The 19,457-nt window shown below is 57.2% G+C and carries 15 protein-coding genes; 6 read left to right on the top strand and 9 right to left on the bottom strand.

What is annotated here, in order from left to right; all coding sequences use genetic code 11:
- Positions 1 to 266 precede the first annotated feature (266 nt).
- The 7 genes from RUDLU_RS0102670 to RUDLU_RS0102640 all read right to left on the bottom strand — a co-directional run bounded on the left by RUDLU_RS0102670 (position 267) and on the right by RUDLU_RS0102640 (position 8,575).
- Positions 267 to 1,682 carry a Gfo/Idh/MocA family oxidoreductase gene (locus tag RUDLU_RS0102670; protein ID WP_019986802.1) on the bottom strand — a complete coding sequence of 472 codons (1,416 nt, stop codon included), beginning with the start codon at positions 1,680 to 1,682 and terminating at the stop codon, positions 267 to 269.
- A gap of 114 nt (positions 1,683 to 1,796) precedes the next feature.
- Positions 1,797 to 3,860 carry a patatin-like phospholipase family protein gene (locus RUDLU_RS0102665; RefSeq protein WP_211220193.1) on the bottom strand — a complete coding sequence of 688 codons (2,064 nt, stop codon included), beginning with the start codon at positions 3,858 to 3,860 and terminating at the stop codon, positions 1,797 to 1,799.
- A gap of 219 nt (positions 3,861 to 4,079) precedes the next feature.
- Positions 4,080 to 4,601: a GAF domain-containing protein gene (locus RUDLU_RS26830; RefSeq protein ID WP_019986800.1), complete on the bottom strand. Its 522-nt coding sequence runs from the start codon at positions 4,599 to 4,601 to the stop codon at positions 4,080 to 4,082.
- 35 nt (positions 4,602 to 4,636) lie between these two features.
- Positions 4,637 to 5,689: a glycosyltransferase family 2 protein gene (locus tag RUDLU_RS0102655; protein WP_019986799.1), complete on the bottom strand. Its 1,053-nt coding sequence runs from the start codon at positions 5,687 to 5,689 to the stop codon at positions 4,637 to 4,639.
- A complete protein-coding gene (locus RUDLU_RS0102650; protein ID WP_019986798.1) occupies positions 5,682 to 6,263 on the bottom strand; it encodes a polysaccharide deacetylase family protein in 582 nt (193 codons plus the stop codon). The genes RUDLU_RS0102655 and RUDLU_RS0102650 overlap by 8 nt, the downstream gene beginning before the upstream one ends.
- Positions 6,264 to 6,428: 165 nt before the next feature.
- Positions 6,429 to 7,607, bottom strand: a complete 1,179-nt coding sequence (locus RUDLU_RS0102645; RefSeq protein WP_019986797.1) for a glycosyltransferase — start codon at positions 7,605 to 7,607, stop codon at positions 6,429 to 6,431.
- On the bottom strand, positions 7,604 to 8,575 hold the full coding sequence (locus RUDLU_RS0102640) for a lysylphosphatidylglycerol synthase transmembrane domain-containing protein (RefSeq protein ID WP_019986796.1): 972 nt from the start codon (positions 8,573 to 8,575) through the stop codon (positions 7,604 to 7,606). Before RUDLU_RS0102640 ends, RUDLU_RS0102645 begins: the two co-directional genes overlap by 4 nt.
- A gap of 32 nt (positions 8,576 to 8,607) precedes the next feature.
- On the opposite strand from RUDLU_RS0102640, the gene ruvC reads away from it, so the two are divergent.
- A complete protein-coding gene (gene ruvC, locus RUDLU_RS0102635) occupies positions 8,608 to 9,192 on the top strand; it encodes a crossover junction endodeoxyribonuclease RuvC (protein WP_019986795.1) in 585 nt (194 codons plus the stop codon).
- On the opposite strand, the gene RUDLU_RS0102630 is transcribed toward ruvC, so the two are convergent.
- Complete coding sequence (locus RUDLU_RS0102630; RefSeq protein ID WP_019986794.1) at positions 9,164 to 9,688, bottom strand: GNAT family N-acetyltransferase; 525 nt, start codon at positions 9,686 to 9,688, stop codon at positions 9,164 to 9,166. The two genes, ruvC and RUDLU_RS0102630, sit on opposite strands and share 29 nt — an antisense overlap.
- A 123-nt stretch (positions 9,689 to 9,811) precedes the next feature.
- On the opposite strand from RUDLU_RS0102630, the gene RUDLU_RS0102625 reads away from it, so the two are divergent.
- From RUDLU_RS0102625 to RUDLU_RS0102605, 5 genes are all read left to right on the top strand, one after another.
- On the top strand, positions 9,812 to 10,513 hold the full coding sequence (locus RUDLU_RS0102625; RefSeq protein WP_019986793.1) for an RNA polymerase sigma-70 factor: 702 nt from the start codon (positions 9,812 to 9,814) through the stop codon (positions 10,511 to 10,513).
- Positions 10,506 to 11,510, top strand: coding sequence for a FecR family protein (locus RUDLU_RS26825; protein ID WP_019986792.1), 1,005 nt, complete (start codon positions 10,506 to 10,508; stop codon positions 11,508 to 11,510). The genes RUDLU_RS0102625 and RUDLU_RS26825 overlap by 8 nt, the downstream gene beginning before the upstream one ends.
- 122 nt (positions 11,511 to 11,632) lie before the next feature.
- Positions 11,633 to 15,250 carry a SusC/RagA family TonB-linked outer membrane protein gene (locus RUDLU_RS0102615; protein ID WP_083940509.1) on the top strand — a complete coding sequence of 1,206 codons (3,618 nt, stop codon included), beginning with the start codon at positions 11,633 to 11,635 and terminating at the stop codon, positions 15,248 to 15,250.
- A gap of 21 nt (positions 15,251 to 15,271) precedes the next feature.
- The gene (locus RUDLU_RS0102610) at positions 15,272 to 16,771 is read left to right on the top strand and encodes a SusD/RagB family nutrient-binding outer membrane lipoprotein (protein WP_019986790.1); all 1,500 of its coding nucleotides are present in this window, start codon (positions 15,272 to 15,274) and stop codon (positions 16,769 to 16,771) included.
- A gap of 87 nt (positions 16,772 to 16,858) precedes the next feature.
- On the top strand, positions 16,859 to 17,857 hold the full coding sequence (locus RUDLU_RS0102605; protein ID WP_019986789.1) for an ABC transporter ATP-binding protein: 999 nt from the start codon (positions 16,859 to 16,861) through the stop codon (positions 17,855 to 17,857).
- Positions 17,858 to 17,863: 6 nt separating this feature from the next.
- Here the strand turns inward: RUDLU_RS0102605 and RUDLU_RS0102600 are convergent, their stop codons facing one another.
- Positions 17,864 to 19,351, bottom strand: coding sequence for a helix-turn-helix domain-containing protein (locus tag RUDLU_RS0102600; protein ID WP_019986788.1), 1,488 nt, complete (start codon positions 19,349 to 19,351; stop codon positions 17,864 to 17,866).
- Positions 19,352 to 19,457: the final 106 nt, after the last annotated feature.

Raw genomic sequence — 19,457 nt, 5'->3', positions numbered from 1 at the left:
AGAACAAGGCTACGGCGGTACAGACAAGGCACGGCGAAAGAGAGTTGGTAACAGTTACTTTGTCGTACAAAGACTGTACCAGCCTCAGCTTACCGCTCTAATTGGCGGGATGTAGGCTACTGGTTTATTGTTTTTGGTTTGCCGTTGCTGACGTTTCGGCCTACGCTATTTCTCATGACACACGTTGAGAGACCCAACCCCTGACAGGGTATTTGACCCCTGTCAGGGGGTAACGAATACAGATTCAACGCAAAAGCCACAATGCGTCAGGTCAGGTTGGGCTCAGGGCCGCGGAAGGCGTCTTTCTTCTCGACAGGCGGCAATTTGACCGGGCGGCCTTCGCGCGCCGACTGGTAAATGGCTTCCATAATCTGTTGATCCTGCAAGCCTTCCTGACCGGGCGTGTACGGATCTTTATTCGTCAGGATGCAATCCGAAAAGTGGTCCATTTCGGTAGCAAACTGGTTTTTGGCCGTGATGCTCACGTTTTCCTGCCGCACAATCGGGCCATCGGCGCGGGAGGTAGTCAGTTTTTGCCCCTCATAGGCGTAGGCATTGCCGAGCTCGTACCAGCCGCGTTCGGTCATGACCCGGTACTGCCGGGCGTCGTGCACGTTGTAATGGGTGGCGCAATTAGCAATTACGCCACTCGGAAACTTCATTTGCCAGGAGCACACTTCTTCCACCTCCTTAAACAGCGGATTGGATGGGTCGCTGGCTGTGTAGGCAAATACTTCAGTGGGCTCTTCGCCCAGAATAAACCGGGTTGTGTTGAGGCAGTACAGCCCAATGTCGGGTAGGGCACCGCCCCCGGCCAATGCTTTGATGTGCCGCCAATGATTGGGATTAGCCGACGACTGGCAGTTGTAGGCATCCACAAACTTGGGCTTTCCGAACTCGTTTTTCTGGAGTTGCCCGCGTACGTACCGGTTGTATGGCTCATACTGAATCCGGTAGGCGATCATCAGTTTTCGGTTCGCTTTCTGGCAGGCATCGATCATGGCCCGGCACTCGGCCGCGGAGTTTGCCATTGGTTTTTCGCAGAGAATGTGCTTACCGGCCTGTGCCCCCCGAATGGTAAACTCGGCGTGCATGGAGTTGGGCAAAACAATGTAGATGACCTGCACTTCAGGGTTGTCTTTGAGCTTGTCGTAGGTGTCGTAACTATAGCAGTTTTCGGGTTTGATGCCGTACTGCCGGGCTACTTTCCGGAGTTTTTCGGGGCTGCCGCTCACCAGCGCTACAGGCTTCGATTTTTTGCAGGCACCAAAGGCGGGCAGCAGTTCCTCCAGAGTCAGGTGGCCTAACCCCACCAGGGCATACCCCACCCGGTCGTCGTTGGGTAAGGGAGTCGGTACAGGCCCCGACTGCCGGTCGGCGTCCGATTTCCAGGCTTCCAGCTCAATGGGTGCATCGGGCTCGGTGGGGACGGTGGCCGGGGGAGAGTAGGGTGGCGAACTGGGCACCTGCTGGCCCGTGGGGGCTTTGTAAGTCCCCGACGTAGGCACCGGGTATTTGGGCGATTGACCCTGAGTCTGGCAGGAAGCCACCACACCCGTGGCTACCCCAGCCGCAACCGCACTGCCAGCCGCTTGTAAAAAGCTTTTTCGGCTGATGAGCCCGTCAGGGTCTGGCATCGTCAGCTCGGCCCGGCCCTTCATGAATTTGTCTAATAACGACATACTACCACCTGTTTTGTTCAGAAGGTAAACCCGTCGTCAGACGATGTTTCTGTAAAATCTATTAAAATGATAGAAATTAACCCCGCCGTCAACCAAAAACCCCAAACCCAAAACCTACCGATTCTCCGTGCGGAAGTAAGCTCCAATGGCCCGGATGGTGGGAGCGGCATCGTGCGGCATGGCGTTGATTTTGCGCCATAAGTCGTGCCGGGCATCATCGGAGAGATACCAGCCGAGGGGTAGTGGAACGCCCGAATGCCGGTCGAGCGAAATTTGGTAAAAGGCCGTTTGGGGCGTGTACCGGGCTAGCATATTGCGGGTCTGCCCGGCCACAGAGGCTGATTTGCGCTGATTGGCATTCATCGACGCTTCGATAGGCATGACCACGTCGATAAACGTATCGGACACCCGAATATCGTCGTCAAGCATGGAATTTTGCAGGTACAGCAGCACTGGCACCACCCGAAACCGGGCGTCTGGTTGTTGGTTGTGGGCTTCGATGGCGGGGGTCACGGCGGCCAGAACGGAGAGGGCGGTTTCGAGGCCCGTATTATCCCAATACCCGCCGTCGACCACGTGCCCAAACGCCCGACCGTTGGGCTGGGTGATGAGGCCCCCGCCCGTGAGCCACGGAAACCGGGCTGTGAGCGATGCCGCCGTTTTGGCGGGCATATCGCGCCGGGTAATGTCGTAAATATCAATTACATCGCGGAAGTACGTGCTGTCGATGCGCAGGTTGCTCAGAATACATTTCTGGCCGCTTTCGGTCAGTACACTGTTCAGAAACAGACTCGGCGTGTGGAGCGGATCGGCCCGAAAAGTATCCATAAAGGGCTTTTCGAGGGTTTCGAGCCGCAGGTGCTTCTGGTACGACAGGCTCCAGGCGTCTTCGAGCCAGTTGCTGCGGTTGAGTTGCTGCACCGCAACAGGCAGCATCCGCTGAAACGATTCGTGGAAAATAAGCGGCCCCAGCACCGGCGACAGAAAGTCTTCACCGATGGCCTGTTGAAATTGGCTTGTTTTCAGTTGGGGGCGAGTGCGCCGGTCGTGCTGGAATGTAGCGTATAGCGCGGCCCCGGCCCCCCCGCCCGATACGCCACTGATGGCAAATGTCTGTTGCCGAAACGCCGGAAACAACGAATCGAGCTTGTGCAGTACCCCCGCCGTCCAGTTCAGACTTCGGATGCCCCCGCCCTCGGTGGCCACAATGAAAACGGGCAAGGTGTCGCCCGGCCAATTTGCCCGGGCTTGCAGCCACCGGTCGAAATGGGCCGGTACAGTTGGGCGGGCGGCCAGTAACGCACTCGGCCGGGTGTCGGAAAATCGGAGTTCGGTATGGTCGTTAAAAAAACTGCAAAAGATGATCCAGAGGAGCGTCAACAACAGAACCGGTCGGGTAGGGCGGTTCCAGTACGTAAGCACTGATACAAGCGGGGTAAGCCACACAAACCCGATGAGCAGTACCCCCAGCGGACCGAGCTTACGGTAAATCATCCAGTCGGCGGGGATAAACATGATGGCCATCCACAAAAACCAGTTGCCCACCAAAAAGGCGTAAATCAGCCGGGTTGGGTTGTTGGAAGCCAGCCAGACATTATGCCAGTGCCGCCGGTCGGGGTAGTACAGATACGGATCGAACCGAATGCCGGGCAGCAGTTTGCGAAGCAGAGCCCGGTGGTACAAAAACCAGACGCCCAGCCCCAGGGCGAGCACCACAAACCAGATCACGTAAACCGGCTGCACGTTCTCGGCCCGCCCAAACGCCATCGCAATCAGTATGGGGGGCAACACGCCCAGCAGCATCGGAACAATGCGGATAAAAACCGTGAGTCGTTCGCGCTCCCGTTCGGACTCCTGTTGCGGAAACCGCCGGAACGTAGCCAGTAGTTTCGGGCCTCGCACATCGGCCAGGGTGAGGAGGGTACGCCCACAAAACCAGATGCTCAGCCCCCAGATGGCGGTGTAGAGCGTGGCAATCCGGAAGGGCCGGTTGGTGAAAAAATTGGGATCACTCGCGTTGAGCGACCGGAAAATGTCGTCGATCTGCGGCCCGCTTGTCAGGCTCAGGTAAGCCACCAGCAGCAGGAGCAGGTGCATCAGCACATGCCGGAGTACCGCCCACGAATAAATGAGGAAGTACTGAAAACTAAGCAATATGTGACGAACACGACGGAGCAATGGATAGCTGGTTTACAAGGTGTGAATGGGAAAATCTAAGCACAACGGAGCGAAATTCATCCTACTCGCTTCCTTTCTGGTGCAGGACAAGTTTTTTACGGCAGGCTTACCAAAATAGTTTTGGGACCGCCGGGTGGCCCGGAGAGATTACAGGATAACCCGGATTTTCTCCGACCAGAATGAATCCTGTTTATCCTGTAATCCTGTCCGAAACGTGTCCTACTCGCTTCCTGCCTGCTTTGGGCCTTCTTTCTCTCGTTTCCATTCTTCCTTTAGTAAAGCTAACAACCGGGGTAACTGATTGTCGATATACGCCCGATCGGCTTCGGTCCAGTGCCGGGGTTGCCCAAACATGCACGGTTGCAGAATACCCCAGAGGGTATCGCCCTCAACCACGTGGGCGTGGACAAGGGCCCGGTGTCCGAAGGTCTGAGCCTCAAAATCGCGGTTGAGTACGGTGGCCGGGGCGGTCTCTACATCGTCTACATACACTGAGGGCTGGGTGAGCAGGGCGGCCCGGAACAACGGATCTATATCAGGCAGGGTGCGGGCATCCTCTTCCCACTCGGCCCGGATGGCGTCGGGGATGCTTTCATCACGTCGCCAGCAGTAAGCAATGCGGCCTAAACCCTGTTCGGGTTTGCGGATGTGCAGAAAACAGCGGTCGGCGTTTAGATGTTGACCAACATCGGTAACCAGTTGCTGTAGCTGGCGGGCCGTGTCCGAAGTGGACTGAGACATATGCATGGGCAGGTTAGTGTGATGAAGCCGACAACTCAATAGCGCCGGTCTTTCCACTCCACCTGGCCCGGCCACCTATAATAGAGCAGCAACAGCAGACCAGCTATGGTTTGGTATGGCTCGTAAAGAAGCACATAATGCCAGTAGCGCGTTTGTCGTAACCGAATTAACCCATCACCCAAAAGAAGTGTTTGGGTAAGTACTTTGGCGGTGTACAAACCGAGCGCAAGGGCCGGAAACCAAAACGCCAGCACGAGCAGCAGGGGGGGCAGCAAATACTGACCGAGGGTGGTGAGCCGTAGCAAAAGAGGAAGGTCGAAAACGCCCTGCATCCAGCGTTTGCGTTGCCGGAAATAAGCCCCAATCGAAGGGGGAGGTAGCGTCCAGACAAGCGTTTCGGGGCTGATGAGCTGACGGAAACCGTAGCCCTTTCGCACAATCGACTGAAACAGGGTGTAATCTTCAACTACCGAAAACGGTTGCCCCTCAAAGCCACCAACTGCCGTGTAGGCCTCTTTTCGGATCGCCATATTGTTGCCCGCGCCAGTGAGGGCCACGCCCATTTGCGCTGCTAACGCCAGTAGCCTGAACACCAGTGCCGACTCAACGGCCTGCAATTTTGCCCCAACCGAGTGCCCCGATACGAGCGTGCACCCGTTGACAATACCCACCGTCTGCCCATCGGTTTGCTGCCCAAACGGAGCCAGCATAGCCCGCAGCCAGCCGGGTGGCACGCGGGCGTCGGCATCGGTCGTGAACAGGTACTCGCCCGTTGCGTGGTGGGCCAGTTGGGCCAGTACGTTAGCTTTCCCGTTGAGCTTAGGTCTAGCGAGACCCGGTCCGGCCAGATCGGGCAACTGTTCGGTAATGTCGATGAGCCTGAATTGGGGCTTGCCCTGGATAAAGTCGCGCACGACCGTACCGGTGCGGTCGGAGGAGCTATCGTTGCCAATCAGTACCTGTAGGCGGTCGGTCGGGTAATCGAGCCGCTCTACTGACCGGAGGCAGTCCAGAATGGTCAGTTCTTCGTTGCGGGCCGCAATCAGTACCGTTACGTTGGGTAATTCGCCGGGTAATAGCTCACTCATACACCGATAAAACAGGCTGCGGCAACGCCCTGAATTCGTACCCGCGCATGGCAAAATACCGCAGCATCCGGGGCAGGGCGTACCGCATGTTCGGAAACGCCTTGATACTGTCGTGGAAAACCACAATCGAACCCGGTTCGGTGTATTGCAGGGTTTTACGCAGGCAAACTTCCGGCGAAAGACTTTGGTCAAAATCGCCCGAAAGCACATCCCACATCACAACGGCGTACTGTTCGAGTACTTCGGCCGCCTGACTTTTCTTAATACGACCGTAAGGCGGTCGGAACAAGGCCGTTTCGATTCGCATCTGATCCCGGCATTGGTCGATATTGTCCAGATATTCGTCGTCGTCAGTTTTCCAGCCGTTCAGGTGGTTAAACGTGTGGTTACCAATTAGATGTCCGGCTTCAATAACCTGATAAAACACGTTTCGGTGTTTTCGTACGTTATCGCCAATACAGAAAAACGTAGCCTGAGCTGCAAATTTGTCTAATTGTTCGAGCACAAATTCCGTCACATCCGGTATAGGCCCATCGTCGAACGTCAGGTAGATAACCGGCTCGGAAGGGTCCATGCGCCACCAGAATTCCGGGTAAACCGAACGAAGTAGAAAATTGGATTTATGCAGGAACAAGGTTGTATGTTGATTAGTGGCGTGTCGGTATACTGGTTGGTTGATAAACCGTTTGGTCTGATGCTACATGAGCAAAGAACGGAAAACTAAGCACCTAAAAACGAATTACTTTAGCGATCGGCCTTTCCAGGTAAACCCTTTTTGCTGAGCGGCTAGCCCGAACAGCACGACGTAAAACGGATACACAAGCTGAGTAGCCGGTATCCAGCGAGCGGCCCCTGGTTTTTGCAGAAAACGAAGGATAGCCCGCAAAAATATAAACTCTGGTATAGTTTTCAAGCCAATGATTAATAGAACTATGGGCCATGGAACCAGCCCGCCTACACCTCCCAGTACGGCAACAACCGGAGCCATGTTGCTTAGAAACACAAAAATAGCCAGGGCCGACGGGTGCCAGCTTTCGTAGGCTTTCCATTTACTCGCCCAACGCTTGCGTTGCTGGTAGAAGGCGACCCACGAGCTGTGCGGGGCCGTTTGCACAATGGCATCCCGGTTTTTCAGAAACTGAACCCCACCCGGGTACCGCCTGGCGATCTTGTGCATCAGCAGCTCATCGTCGCCCGATGCTACGTGGTCGATGCCCGCAAACCCATTGACTTCCTCAAAAACTCGTTTTTCATAACAAAGGTTGGCGCCGTTGCACATAGTTGGGTTGTTCAGGGCCAACGTAGCCGCTCCCGATCCAATCAAACTCGAAAATTCGACGGTTTGCAGCTGACCAAATAGCCCAACCAGCCCCCCACCAGACTGGACAGATGACATCTCTCCAAACGAGATGTCATCTGTCCAGTCTGGCGTAAACGTGACGGGACCAGTCATCATGCGGGGTTGATGCTGGCGGTAGTACGCAGCAAAGCTCCTAACCCAGTCGGGGCCAACCCGGCAATCGCCGTCGGTAGTCAGAATCAGTTCGCCCTGGGCGATACGAATGCTCTGGGCAATGGCCCGCTTCTTGGGCGCACCGGTTTTTTCGTTGGGTAAGGGGAGTAAATGGAGCGTATAGGGTAAGTCGTTCACTAGTTTCTGAACCACCGCTACGGTATCGTCGGTGGAGGAGTCGTCGGCGACAATCACCTCAAATCGGGTGTAGGTTTGCCGGGCCAGATCGGCCAGCAAATGGGGAAGGTTAGCCGCTTCGTTACGCACCGGAATCACGACCGAAATAAGCGGTCCGTCGGTTAGCGGTGTCGTCTGAGCGTATGGAATACGTCGCCAACCCCACCAGAGAGTTAGGGTCATGAAGACGTACAGGACGCTGATGATGAGCAGAATAGTCGTAATCATGTAGTTCGGGTGCCTGCCAGGCGGATTCGCCAAACGCCCACCAGCCCCACCAGCACCGGAGCCAGCACATTGACGATCCAGAGCGTGAGCGTAGCGGCTATCAGCAGAGGGGCGGGTAGGTTATACGGGGCAAATACCCACAGGGCTGCGGCCTCGCGCACGCCCAAATCGCTCAGCCAGTTGAAAGCGGGCGTGATGGTTTTTACCAGAAACACCAGCCCGATGCCCGCCAGCAGATCGGCCGGGGGCAACGACAGACCGTAGAGGTGCAAAACGAGCAGAAACTGAACCGAAAAGGTCAGGTAACGGCCCGTTGCAGCCCCAAAAGCGGCCAGTAACTCACGGCCAGTGTACTGGGCTGCTACGGCCCAGTATGCGCTAAATCGGTTCAGGAAGGGCACATGACCCGACCAGCGCAGCAACATCGGCCTGATGTTGGCCAGCAGAACCCCCAGCCCGACCAGGGTCCAGAGGCCAATGGCCAAGGCCCGTGCCGCCGTGCCGTCGCGTTGGGGTACCCGGTCGATGTAGAGCGTCCAGGCGGGAGCGCCCAGACAAATGGCGACGTAAAACTGCATCCCGCCCGATACCAGGGCCGCCCCAATAGAGTCGGCCCGGCGCGTTGAGCGGAGGGAAAGCACTCGCCCGACCGTATCGCCTACGCCGGTCGGAATCGCCATGCTCAGGGCCAGCCCGGCCAGTACACCCCGGTAAGCGTCGGCGAATGAAATGGGCTCTATCCGCCGGACGAGGCCTTGCCACTTGAGGGCTTCGAAGCCCCAGTTTACGGGTGTAAGCAATAGCAGCAGACTTACCCAAAAAAACGGGTTGGGCGCTTGAGCCAGGGCTAGCCAGATCACCCCCAGGTCGGCGGGTTGGCGGCTAAGGGTGTAGACGATGTAGGCAATCAGGCCCGATAAAACGGCCATTTTAAGCCCAAACGCGATTTTTTTGTCTTCTAAACGCATCAAAGCGGTTCCGAAAGCGTTACCTTGCACACATGGCTTTACCAACTGCACACAATACGGAAAAAATTATCCTTGGCGTTGATCCCGGTACGCAGGTAGCGGGTTACGGCGTCATTGCGGTGCAAAACGGGGGCGTCATGCGGCTGTTGCAATACGGCGTTGTTCAACTGAGCAAATATACAACCTACCAGCTGAAGCTTCAGAAACTGCACGAAACCATGATCCGGCTTATCGAGCAACATAAGCCCGACGAAATGGCCATCGAGGACCCGTTTTTCGGGAAAAACGTGCAGTCGATGCTCAAGCTCGGGCGGGCGCAGGGGGTCGTGATGGCGGCCGCTCTGTCGCGCAACATTCCGATTGTCGAGTATGCCCCGCGCCGGGTAAAACTATCGGTCACGGGCAACGGTAACGCGTCTAAAGAACAGGTCTCGCAAATGGTTTCGCATCTGCTCAGAGCGGAACTTGACCCGCAATTTTTCGATGCGACCGACGCGCTGGGTATCGCTATCTGCCACCATTTTCACGCCAATGCCCAGCCCGTAGTGTCGAGCAAGAAAACCAAAAAAGGGGCCTGGGGTGCGTTTGTCAGCGAGAATAACGATCGGATTCTGTAAACGTCAACGCCATAGCGACACTGTCGACAAAGCTCCCGTCGCGGTTGCGGGTTTTGTTGCGGTAAACGCCTTCCCGTTCAAACCCAAGGCTCTCGTATAGCCGCAACGATGCTTCGTTGGTGGCCCGGGCTTCCAGCTCGACCCGCCGGATGTCGGGAAACGTCTGCCGGACATCCCGCAAAAACTGACTAAACAACGCTTTGCCAATGCCTCTGCCCTGATGCCGGGGGTGCACCACAACCGTGATACCGGTCAGGATGTGCGTAAAGATGCGTAACCGGTATCGCTCCCCATGAATTTCGCCCATCAGCTCGCCCGCTTCGTCGGTGACAACCCGTTGCAGGCCCACGGGCGGCTGCAGGTTGAGCAACGACGCGATGTAGGCATCGGTAATTTCGTCGGGCATACGGGCTATGCCGTTGGGGTCTTGGGCAACGGCCCGGTGTAGGGCGAGCAGGGCAGCCTGGTCGGCCGGGGTGGCAGGGCGAATGGTCATACGTGGTAAACGGAGTAAGCACAAAATAACGCCTTCTAGCGTCGGTGTTGAAAAGTTTTCCGTCTGCATTGGGGGTAACGTCCAAAAAAATCGTCTTCACGTTATACGTACTTCAGCCTGCCTATGCCTTTTTCTACGTCATCAGAAAATGCTTCCTCGCCTTCGGGGCTTCCTGCGCTGGGAGGGCAGCCAGATATAAGCCGGGCGGGCACCGATCCTGACTTTTTTGTTCGGCAGGCGTTTGCCAAAGACCCGACGCAGGGGTGTGCGCTGCTATTCCGGCAGTATTACCGCGATTTGTGCAGCCATGCTGTGCGGTTCGTGTACGGGCGCGATGTGGCCGAGGATATCGTCGGGGAGGTATTTCTGACGTTCTGGCGCACCCGTGCCTACGAACACATCACCAGCAGCTACCGGGCTTACCTCTTCCGTGCCGTGCGCAACCGGGCTATCGACTACCTGCGGGCCGAGTTTGGCCCCATCGAATCGTTACCCGATTCGCTCGACGAGCTGACCATCACCGCGGGCTACGATCAGCCCGATCGGATTATTTTTCTGGATGAACTGGTGCAACAAATCGGGGCGGCCGTCCAAACGCTACCTCCACAGGCACAGCGCGTGTTTATGATGAGCCGATTTGAAGGCAAAAGCCAGGCCGACATCGCGGCCGAGCTTCAACTCACCCCCAAGACAGTCGAAAATCACCTGACACGCGCCCTCGGGCGGCTCCGCAAGGCCCTCCGGGGCGAATGGCTCGTACTGGTTCTGGCTTGCGGGCCCGGTCTACATTTGCTTTCACGTTATTTCGTACCCACCAATGGATAACCCGATTCAGCCCGAACTGCTTCAGACGTACCTCGATGGGCGGGCTACTCCGTTGCAGAAGCAGCTAATCCGAACGTGGTTGCTCGACCCGGCCAATCAGGAGATGTTTTACGCGCAGTTGCAGCGACGGGAACAACAGCAACCCCAACTCGTGGTCGATGATACCGACGCATACGCCCGTTTTGTAGCCCAGCTCACCCAAACCGCCGAGGCCCAGCCCCCGCGCCCGGTTCGGGGGGGGCGGGGGTCGCGTTGGCTCATGGGTGTGGCAGCGTCGCTTGGGTTGGCGGGCTTGGCCGGGCTGCTAACCCTCACCGAGCCCTACTGGAATACGCGTACCATTGCCACTGAGTATGGCGAAATTCGGTCGGTGGTGTTGCCCGACGGTAGCCGGGTGACACTCAACGCAAACTCCGCTATTCGGCTGCCCCGTTTTGGCTTTGGTCGATCGACCCGGCAGGTGAGCCTGCGCGGGGAGGCCGAATTTGCGGTGGTGCATACCCCCGATGCACAGCGGTTTGTGGTGACCGGCGCCGACGGGGTTGAGGTGGTGGTGCTGGGGACCGAGTTTGTGATGAACACCCGACGGGGTACCCGCGTGGTGCTCAACCGGGGTAAAGTGCAGCTACGCTATGGCAAACAGCAACGCCCGCAAACCCTCACTATGCTACCCGGCGAGTGGGTGCGGGTACGGCCCGGCACGGCGTTGCAGCGTGGGCGTAGTGCCGACCCGGTTCCTGCCGAACCCGCCTGGAAACTGTTTCGCTACGATTTTCGGCAGACACCACTGCCCGAAGTAGCCCAGCTAATTGAAGATAATTTCGGCCTGCGGGTGATATTGGCCCCCGAACTTGCCGACCGCAAACTAAGTGGGCAATTCCACGCCCGCACGGCCGACGAAATTCTGACGGCGCTAACCGAACTGTTTGATGTACGGGTCACCCAAACGGATAAAACCGTGCAGATTGAGTCAGCTTTTGTCGATAATCCTTACTAAACCAGTTAAGTGAATGAACAATGTAAAACGCATAATGAACAATTGGATTATCTGTTGATAGTCAACAGTTTAATTGTACATTTCACATTATTCATTATACATTTAATTTTGCCTGAATACTTATGAACAAACCACTACTGTACGGGTGTATGGGGCTATGGTTGCTGCATCATACCTCTTTTGCCCAGACGTTGGCTATTGCCCCCCGGGCCCTTGCCCGCCAGCAGACGGTCGACGGGCAGCCCGCCCGAACGGTGCGCCTGACCGATGCGCTCAATAGCCTCCAGCAGCGATACCGCGTCGACATCCTGTTTGAAGAAGCGGGTATGAATCAGGTGATGGTGCCCGGTCATGTACTGAGCCGCACCAACACGCTCGAAGCCGGCTTGACCGAACTGCTTAAATCGACTGGTTTTGAGTTTCGGCAGCTGAAAAATGGGGCCTACGTGGTGCGCCGGTCCGACCGTCGGGCGCGGTCGGTGTCGCAAACCGAACAGGCCCCCCTGCCCGAAACCACTGCCGACGATGCCAGCCCCCGTCTCGAAACCGTCCGCACTGCCGACGACCGGACCATTACCGGTAAAGTAACCGACGGCTTGTCGGGGCAGGGCTTGCCGGGGGTGAATATCGCCGTGAAAGGTACCAACCGGGGGACCACGACCGATGGCGAAGGTAACTTCCGGCTGGCCGTACCGACCGAGGCTACCACGCTTGTTTTTTCGTTTATTGGCTACCAAACCCGCGAGGTGCCGCTCACGAGCGAGTCGGTGATGACGATAACCCTTTCGTCGTCAGATCAAACCCTCAATGAGGTGGTGGTTACGGCACTGGGCATCAAGCGGGAGAAAAAAGCTCTGACGTACGCAACGGGTGAGATTCAGGGCCGTGATCTGGTAGGAGCCCGCGAAACGAATTTAGCCAATGCACTTTCGGCCAAAGTACCGGGCGTACAGGTGACCAGTTCGGCGGGGGGCATGAGTGGCTCGTCGCGGGTGGTGATTCGCGGAAACTCGTCGCTGTCGGGTAATTCGCAGCCGCTGTATGTAATCGACGGGGTGCCTATCGACAATTCGAACCGGCGGAGTATCGGCTCGTTTGCGCTGCAAAGCGGTCTGGACGGGGGCGATGGTATTTCGAACCTCAACCCGAACGATATTGAGTCAATCTCGGTGCTCAAAGGGCCCAATGGGGCAGCTTTGTACGGTCAACTCGGTGCCAACGGGGTCATTCTGATCACCACCAAGGCTGGTCGGCGCAATCGGAAACCAACGGTTTCGTACTCCGGCAATGTGTCGGTCGGTCGGGCGCTGGTGAAACCCGATTATCAGAGTGAGTACGGGCAAGGGTACAACGGAGCCTTTACGTTTTACCGCAAAGCCGACGGTTCGGTGGTGCCTTACGACGCGGCTCTGACGGGTGGCATTCCGAAACTGGCCGGGGGGCGTAACCCAACTACGCGCGGCAGCTGGGGACCCAAAATGCAGGGCCAAACCTACGAGGATATGTGGGGCGACACGCTTCAGTACCGGCCCATCGACGACCCGTACACCGCCTTTTTCCGGCCTGAGCGGCAAATGAGCCACACGCTGAGCGTAGATGGGGGCGGGGAAAATACAAACTACTTTATCTCGGTCGCAAACCTCAGCAATGACGGCTTTGTGCCGACCAACACCCTCAAGCGCAACAGTGTGACGGTAAAAGTGGCTACCGATATTGTGAAGGGCCTTAACCTCGACATGAAACTGAACTACATCAATCAGGCCGTAGTGAACCGCCCCTATGTGGGCGACGACGGGGCCAACCCGGTGTACCGTTTCCTGTACGTGCCCCGCTCGCTGTCGATGGATGGCCTGCGCCGGTACGAGTATAGCGCCAAAGACATTCGACTGTCGCGCGATTTGGGTGGCAACGGGTTCTTTGTGGGTGGGGAGAAAATTTTTGAGAGTAACTCGGTCACCTCAAACCCATTCTGGACTATCAATAACACCCGCAACGGCGACACCCGCGACCGGGTGATCGGCTACGCCAAACTGAGCTACGAAATTGCCAAAGGGCTTTCGGTGCAGGGGCGCTACGGTACCGATTTCTACTACGAGCGGCAGTATGGCTGGCGGGCGGTAGGCACGCGGGTTGCGCAAACCGGCGATGTTTTTGAAAACAATGAGTACAACAAAACCGAAAACGCCGACCTGCTGCTGACCTACAACCACGACTTTGGCGAGACCTGGTCGATGAACGTACTGGCCGGGACAAACCACCAGAATAACCGTTATCGGCTGGTGGGCAACTTCGGATCGCAATTGAGTATTCCGGGCCTGTACGCCGTGGGCCGTACCGTGCTCAACACGCCAAGCTACAACCTGGTGGAGTCGGTCATTAATTCGGTGTATGCGTCGGCGAGTGTAGGGTTCAAAAACTACGCGTTTCTGGATCTGTCGGCACGTAACGACTGGTCGAGTACCTTGCCCGTGCAGAATAATTCGTACTTCTACCCCTCGGTGGGGGGCAGCTTTGTGGTCTCCGACGCCTTTGGCCTGCAAAATAACTACCTTAGCTACCTCAAGCTTCGCGGGTCGTGGGCACAGGCCGGCCGGTCGGGCAATCCGTACACCACAACCGGGTATTATAACCTGAACGCCAATACGTTTCAGGGCTTGCCGCTGGCAACGTACACCAACACGATTGTTGACCCGAACCTCAAAAACGAGCTGAAGGAATCGTACGAGGCCGGGGCTGAGGTGCGGTTGTTCCGCAACCGGATGAACATCGACTTCACGTACTACCACTCGGTAACCAGCAACCAGATTCTACCCATCGTGATCTCGGAGTCAACGGGGTATTCGACCAAGCTGACCAACGCGGGTAAAATCCAGAATCAGGGTATCGAGCTCCTCGTGGGGGGGACCCCTGTACGGTCGCGGTCGGGCCTGACGTGGGAGGCAAGTTTTAACCTTGCCGTGAACCGCAACAAGGTACTCGAACTGATCGACGGGGTATCGGAACTGGTGATTGGGTCGGACCGAAATATTCGCGTGACAGCCAAGCCGGGTGAACCCTACGGTGTACTGAGCCAGGCCGACTATGCCTGGGTGAAAGATGAGAAAGGCAACCGCCTGATCGACACGCAGGGTCTGCCCGTTCGGCAGAGCATCTCGACCCAGCCGATTGGCAACGCCAGCCCGCGCTGGATTGGCGGGTTGAGCAACAGCCTGTCGTATAAAGGACTCGTGTTCTCGTCGCTGATTGATATCCGGCGGGGTGGTCAGATTTTCTCGCAGGGTCGTGTGCAGGAGGCCGCCTACGGAACCTCAAAACGCACTCTCGACGGCCGCGAGGGTGGCCTGATTGCCGAAGGTGTGAAGGCGAAACTCGAAAACGGCAAGTGGGTAAGCACCGGTCAGCCCAACGACATACCGACTACCGCCCAGGCTTACTGGAACCGGGTTGCGTCGGACAAGGGCTTCGCCATAGCCGAAGAGTTTCTGTACGATGCCAGCTACATTGCCATCCGCGAGTTGCGGCTGGGCTACCAGCTGTCGGCCGACTGGCTCAAGCGGACGCCCTTTAAGTCGTTGGCAGTAAGTGTGTACGGACGTAACCTGGGGTATCTCGAACGGCATACCGATGGGTTCTCGCCCGAAAATGCGTCGGTCAATGTTAACTCCGGCACTATGGGTATGGAGCAACACTCGCTGCCCCTGATGCGGACCGTGGGTCTGGACCTTAATCTGAGTTTTTAACCGGCATTTGTTTCCGTGAAGATGAAAACGATAGCAACACCCCGCCTGCTGATGATCGCGCTGACGACGCTGGCAGTTGGTTGTACCCAAAATTTTGAGGAGATCAATACCTCGCCGGTCGCTCCGGCCAGTGTGCCGGCCGAATACCTGCTCACGCAGGCGCAACTCTCAGGCATCACGGCCGATGGCGACAACAACTGGCAGGTTGGTTCCTGGATTCAGCAGTGGGCCAGCGGCTCGCTCTCGGCCCCGTCGCAGTACCTCGAAGACCGCGACCTGTACGAAACCAACAACTGGCGTAACCATTACGACCTGATCAAGAACCTGGCTCAGATTCGGAACCGGGCGTTGAAAGGGCAGGAGGATACCCCCAACGGCCGTACCAAGCTGGCGATTGCCAAAATCTACGAAACATTTATCTGGCAGCGTATGACCGATTTCTGGGGGGACATTCCGTACACCCAGGCCGGTATGCCCGACGATAATCTGGCACTGTTGCCCAGGTACGACAAGCAGGAGGATATTTACCGCTCGCTCATCAGTAATCTGGATGGAGCCGTGGCCCAGCTGAACCGGAACGATGTGTCGTTTGGGGCCGCCGATATTGTCTACAAAGGCGACATTGAGAAGTGGCGAAAGTTTGCCAACGTGCTGAAGCTGCGTATGGGGATGCGGATACGCTTTGCCGACCCGGCCCTCGCCCAGAAAACCGTGACCGAAGCCCTGGCTGGACCTGTGTTTGTGAGCAACGCCGACAACGCAGCCATGCCCACCAACACGCTGGATGGCAACGCTCTGGGCTACCACCCGATCATTGCGAGCTATAACAGCAGTAAGGAGCTGAACCAGATGGCGGCAGCTTTTGTCGACGCCCTCCAGACCCGCAACGACCCGCGTTTACCCCGGATTGCCGAGCCAACCGAGAACTCCAAGAAAGCCGGTAAGCCTGTTTACCGGGGACTGGGTGTGGCTCTTGGCGGTAGTGTGATCATCAACCGCGACGATTATTCGTACATGAACATCGCCGTTTTCAACGACCGCAAAGCCACCTTCCCGTACCTGTTTCTGACGTTCTCGGACCTTTGCTTCTACCGGGCCGAAGCCGCCCTGCTTGGTTGGGCGGGCCTCAACCCGTCGCAGGCCGAAGGCTTTTATCAGGCCGGTATCCGGGCGGCTATGCAGGTGCAGCCCTACAACATTGCCGAAACAGCCATTGCCGAATACATCGGCCGGCAGGGTAAGCTGACCGGCTCCGACGAGGAGAAGCTGGAGCAGATCATGACCCAGAAATGGATAAGCCTGTTTATGCGGAACTACGAGGCCTATGCCGAGTGGCGCCGGACGGGCTACCCCCGGCTGACGCCCGGCCCGAATCCCGGCGTGACGGGTGGTCAGATTCCGCGCCGGGGTGTGTACTCAAGCACCGAGCGTCTGCGCAACGCAACCAACTACAACGAGGCCGCGAGCCGGTTGAACCGGGGCGATACGTACCTGAGCCGCGTTTGGTGGGATAAGCGATAGAATAAAATACCCGTTGGGGCCCGGCTTCTTGCAGAAAGAAGGCCGGGCCCTTCTATTTTTGCCCGTTCAACACGTACCCCTACGAACTTGCTCGAAGCCCTGTCTATCTCTAAATCCTTTACGGCCGATGTCCGGGCCGTTCGGCGCGTGTCGCTCCAGTTACAGCCGGGTCAGATTATGGGCCTGGTGGGGGCTAGCGGTTCGGGCAAAAGCACACTGCTCAATGTGCTGGCGGGCCTGACCGATGCCGACGCGGGCGAGGTACGCCTGAACGGCGAGCGGCTCAAAGGGCCATCGGAGGTACTGGTGGCCGGGCACCCCGACATCCGGCTGGTGCATCAGGAGTATCAGCTCATGCCCAATGTGTCGGTGCGTGAAAACATAGCCTACACCATCCGCTACTACGAAAAAGCGTACCAGGCCTACCGGGTGGATCAGCTGCTCCGAATCTGCCGGCTTGAGGCCGTACAGGACCGAACGCCCAAACAGATTTCGGGGGGCGAAAAACAACGGGTGGCCATTGCGCGGGCCGTGGCCGAGAAGCCGCCCGTGCTTTTGTTCGATGAGCCGTTTGCGCACCTCGACCTCCCCAACCGAACCATTGTGCGGGCCATGCTGCTCGATCTGGTGCGGCACGACCCCGATCACCAAACGGCCTGCCTGTTTGTGACACACGATGCCACCGATGCCCTGTCGATTGCCGACACCCTCGGGGTGATGCATCAGGGCCAGATTATCCAGATGGGGACGCCCCGCGAGCTGTACACGAGCCCCCGCACGGCCTACGTAGCCCGTATGACAGGCCCTGCCAATCTCGTCAAAGCGAAATACCTGCCGCAGCTGGGCCTTGCCGCCGACCCAAATCCTGAGCGCTACGCCTGTATCCGGCCCGAACGGGTCCGGGTGGGGCTCCCCGATGGCGCTGAGGGCGTGGTGAAGGCGGTGTATTACAAAGGTGGGTTCTCCGAAATTGAGGTGGCCATTTCCCGATACGTTCGGTTGCTGGCTAATACCACCGAGCCTATTTCCGAAGGTGACCGGGTTCGGCTTACCCTCGACCCCGCAGCCGTGGTGTGGGTCGATTGAGGCCGCTTACCCGAATCGGAGTTTTTCGATAGTTGCCTGGGTTTGTCTAATCTGACTTTCGCGCATCAGTTCAACCGGGGGGGCGGCCCGTACGGCGCAGTCGGGGATCGGGCACCGTTGGCAGGTTTCGCCCACAGACGTACGTGGAATGGCCGGATCGTCGAGAAACCGGAACACCTCGCGCAGTTGGGGCGTCAACGGAAAGCCGATATTGATGCTGCTGTTGGTAGTTGTTGGGGGCGACGACTTGGCAATCGAAAAAACAAAATACGTGTTACCGTTGGTCGAAAACGTAATCTGCTGGGCCCGGCAGATTGGCTGCCCGTTCCAGGCACCGGACTGCTGTAATTGCCGTAACTCCGACAAAATCGTGACCGACACCTGCCGACGGCAGTAATGCTCGTCGCGGGCGGTGCCGTGGGGGGTGTGTAACTTACTCAGATGCAGCTCTTTGTTGAGCGTGTACCGGCCATCGGCATTTTGGTTGAAGCGGATAAAAAACAGCTCTTTCAGCCCGAAATGACTCGTGAGTACATTGGTCATGCGCAGCAGAAACATTTCGGGCGTCACGGCAAAGGGCAGCATCATATCGAGGAGCCGGTTGTTGCTCCAGGTGGCTGAACCCGCCAGTTCGGTCAGCTCGTCGATGAGTCGCTGCCGGGGAATGAGCACCGCGCGGGCAAAGTACGAGGCTCTGAAATTAGTAAACACTTCCTCAAACGACCGGGCCGACAAAACTGACGATTCGAGGGGGCGGATGGTCGCCTTGAGCCGCCGGTAGCCTATTTCGCGCGCCAGCGTGAAGGCCCGCTGCTCGTTGGAAAGCTGCCGGTTGAGTAACAGGGTATTTTTTTCGGGCAGGTAAACCGAGCGCAGAGCTGCCAGATTGGGCTGATCGGTGGTGTCGTAGGTTTGGATGGTGCAGCCGTAGGTACGCGTCAGCAGGTCGAAGAGCCAATTGGGGCAGTCGGCCGGGTTGGGGGGGAGTGGGTGCTCACTCAGAAACAGGTCGGCTTCCAGCTCCAGATCCTCGAAATAATTGTCGTGCATGGCCTGATAGGTCCGCAGCACCGAGAAGTAAAACTGCTCGACCCGCAGATCGTAATTACGGCCAATTTCGATCAGCGTACTGATGAGGGCACTCAGCTTGGCCGGGGCATTGGCCATCACCTCCAGAAAATACCCCGGCTCGATACCGAAGAGGTCGAGGGGGAGTTCGTTCAGAATGTTCGAATCGAACAGCTCCACCACCGGCTCCAGCTGTTTGCTCACCCGCAACGACACCAGGGAGTCGTAATCGGTTTGTAAGGCTTTGGCCAGCGCGAAGATTTTTTCGGTTTTCGGGTACTTCTTCCCTTTTTCGATTTCATTCAGGTACGAAGGCGACAGCCCTGTCTGGGCCGCCAGGTCGTAGGTCGACAAACCGAGTTCGGTGCGTAACTGCCTTACTTTTAACCCAAATACCAAACGTACCTTTTCCCGATCTGATGCCATGCCACAAAAATAAGAGTAGAGATTGATCCAGCAGGGTTTAGCACCTAATACACACGAGGGGCCTCAGTACTGGACATTCGGACTTTAGACACTGGACATTAGACTT

The sequence above is a fragment of the Rudanella lutea DSM 19387 genome (assembly GCF_000383955.1).
GTDB lineage: Bacteria > Bacteroidota > Bacteroidia > Cytophagales > Spirosomataceae > Rudanella > Rudanella lutea.
The sequence above is the reverse complement of the archived record's forward strand: the minus strand, read 5'-3'. Positions and strand labels throughout refer to the sequence as shown.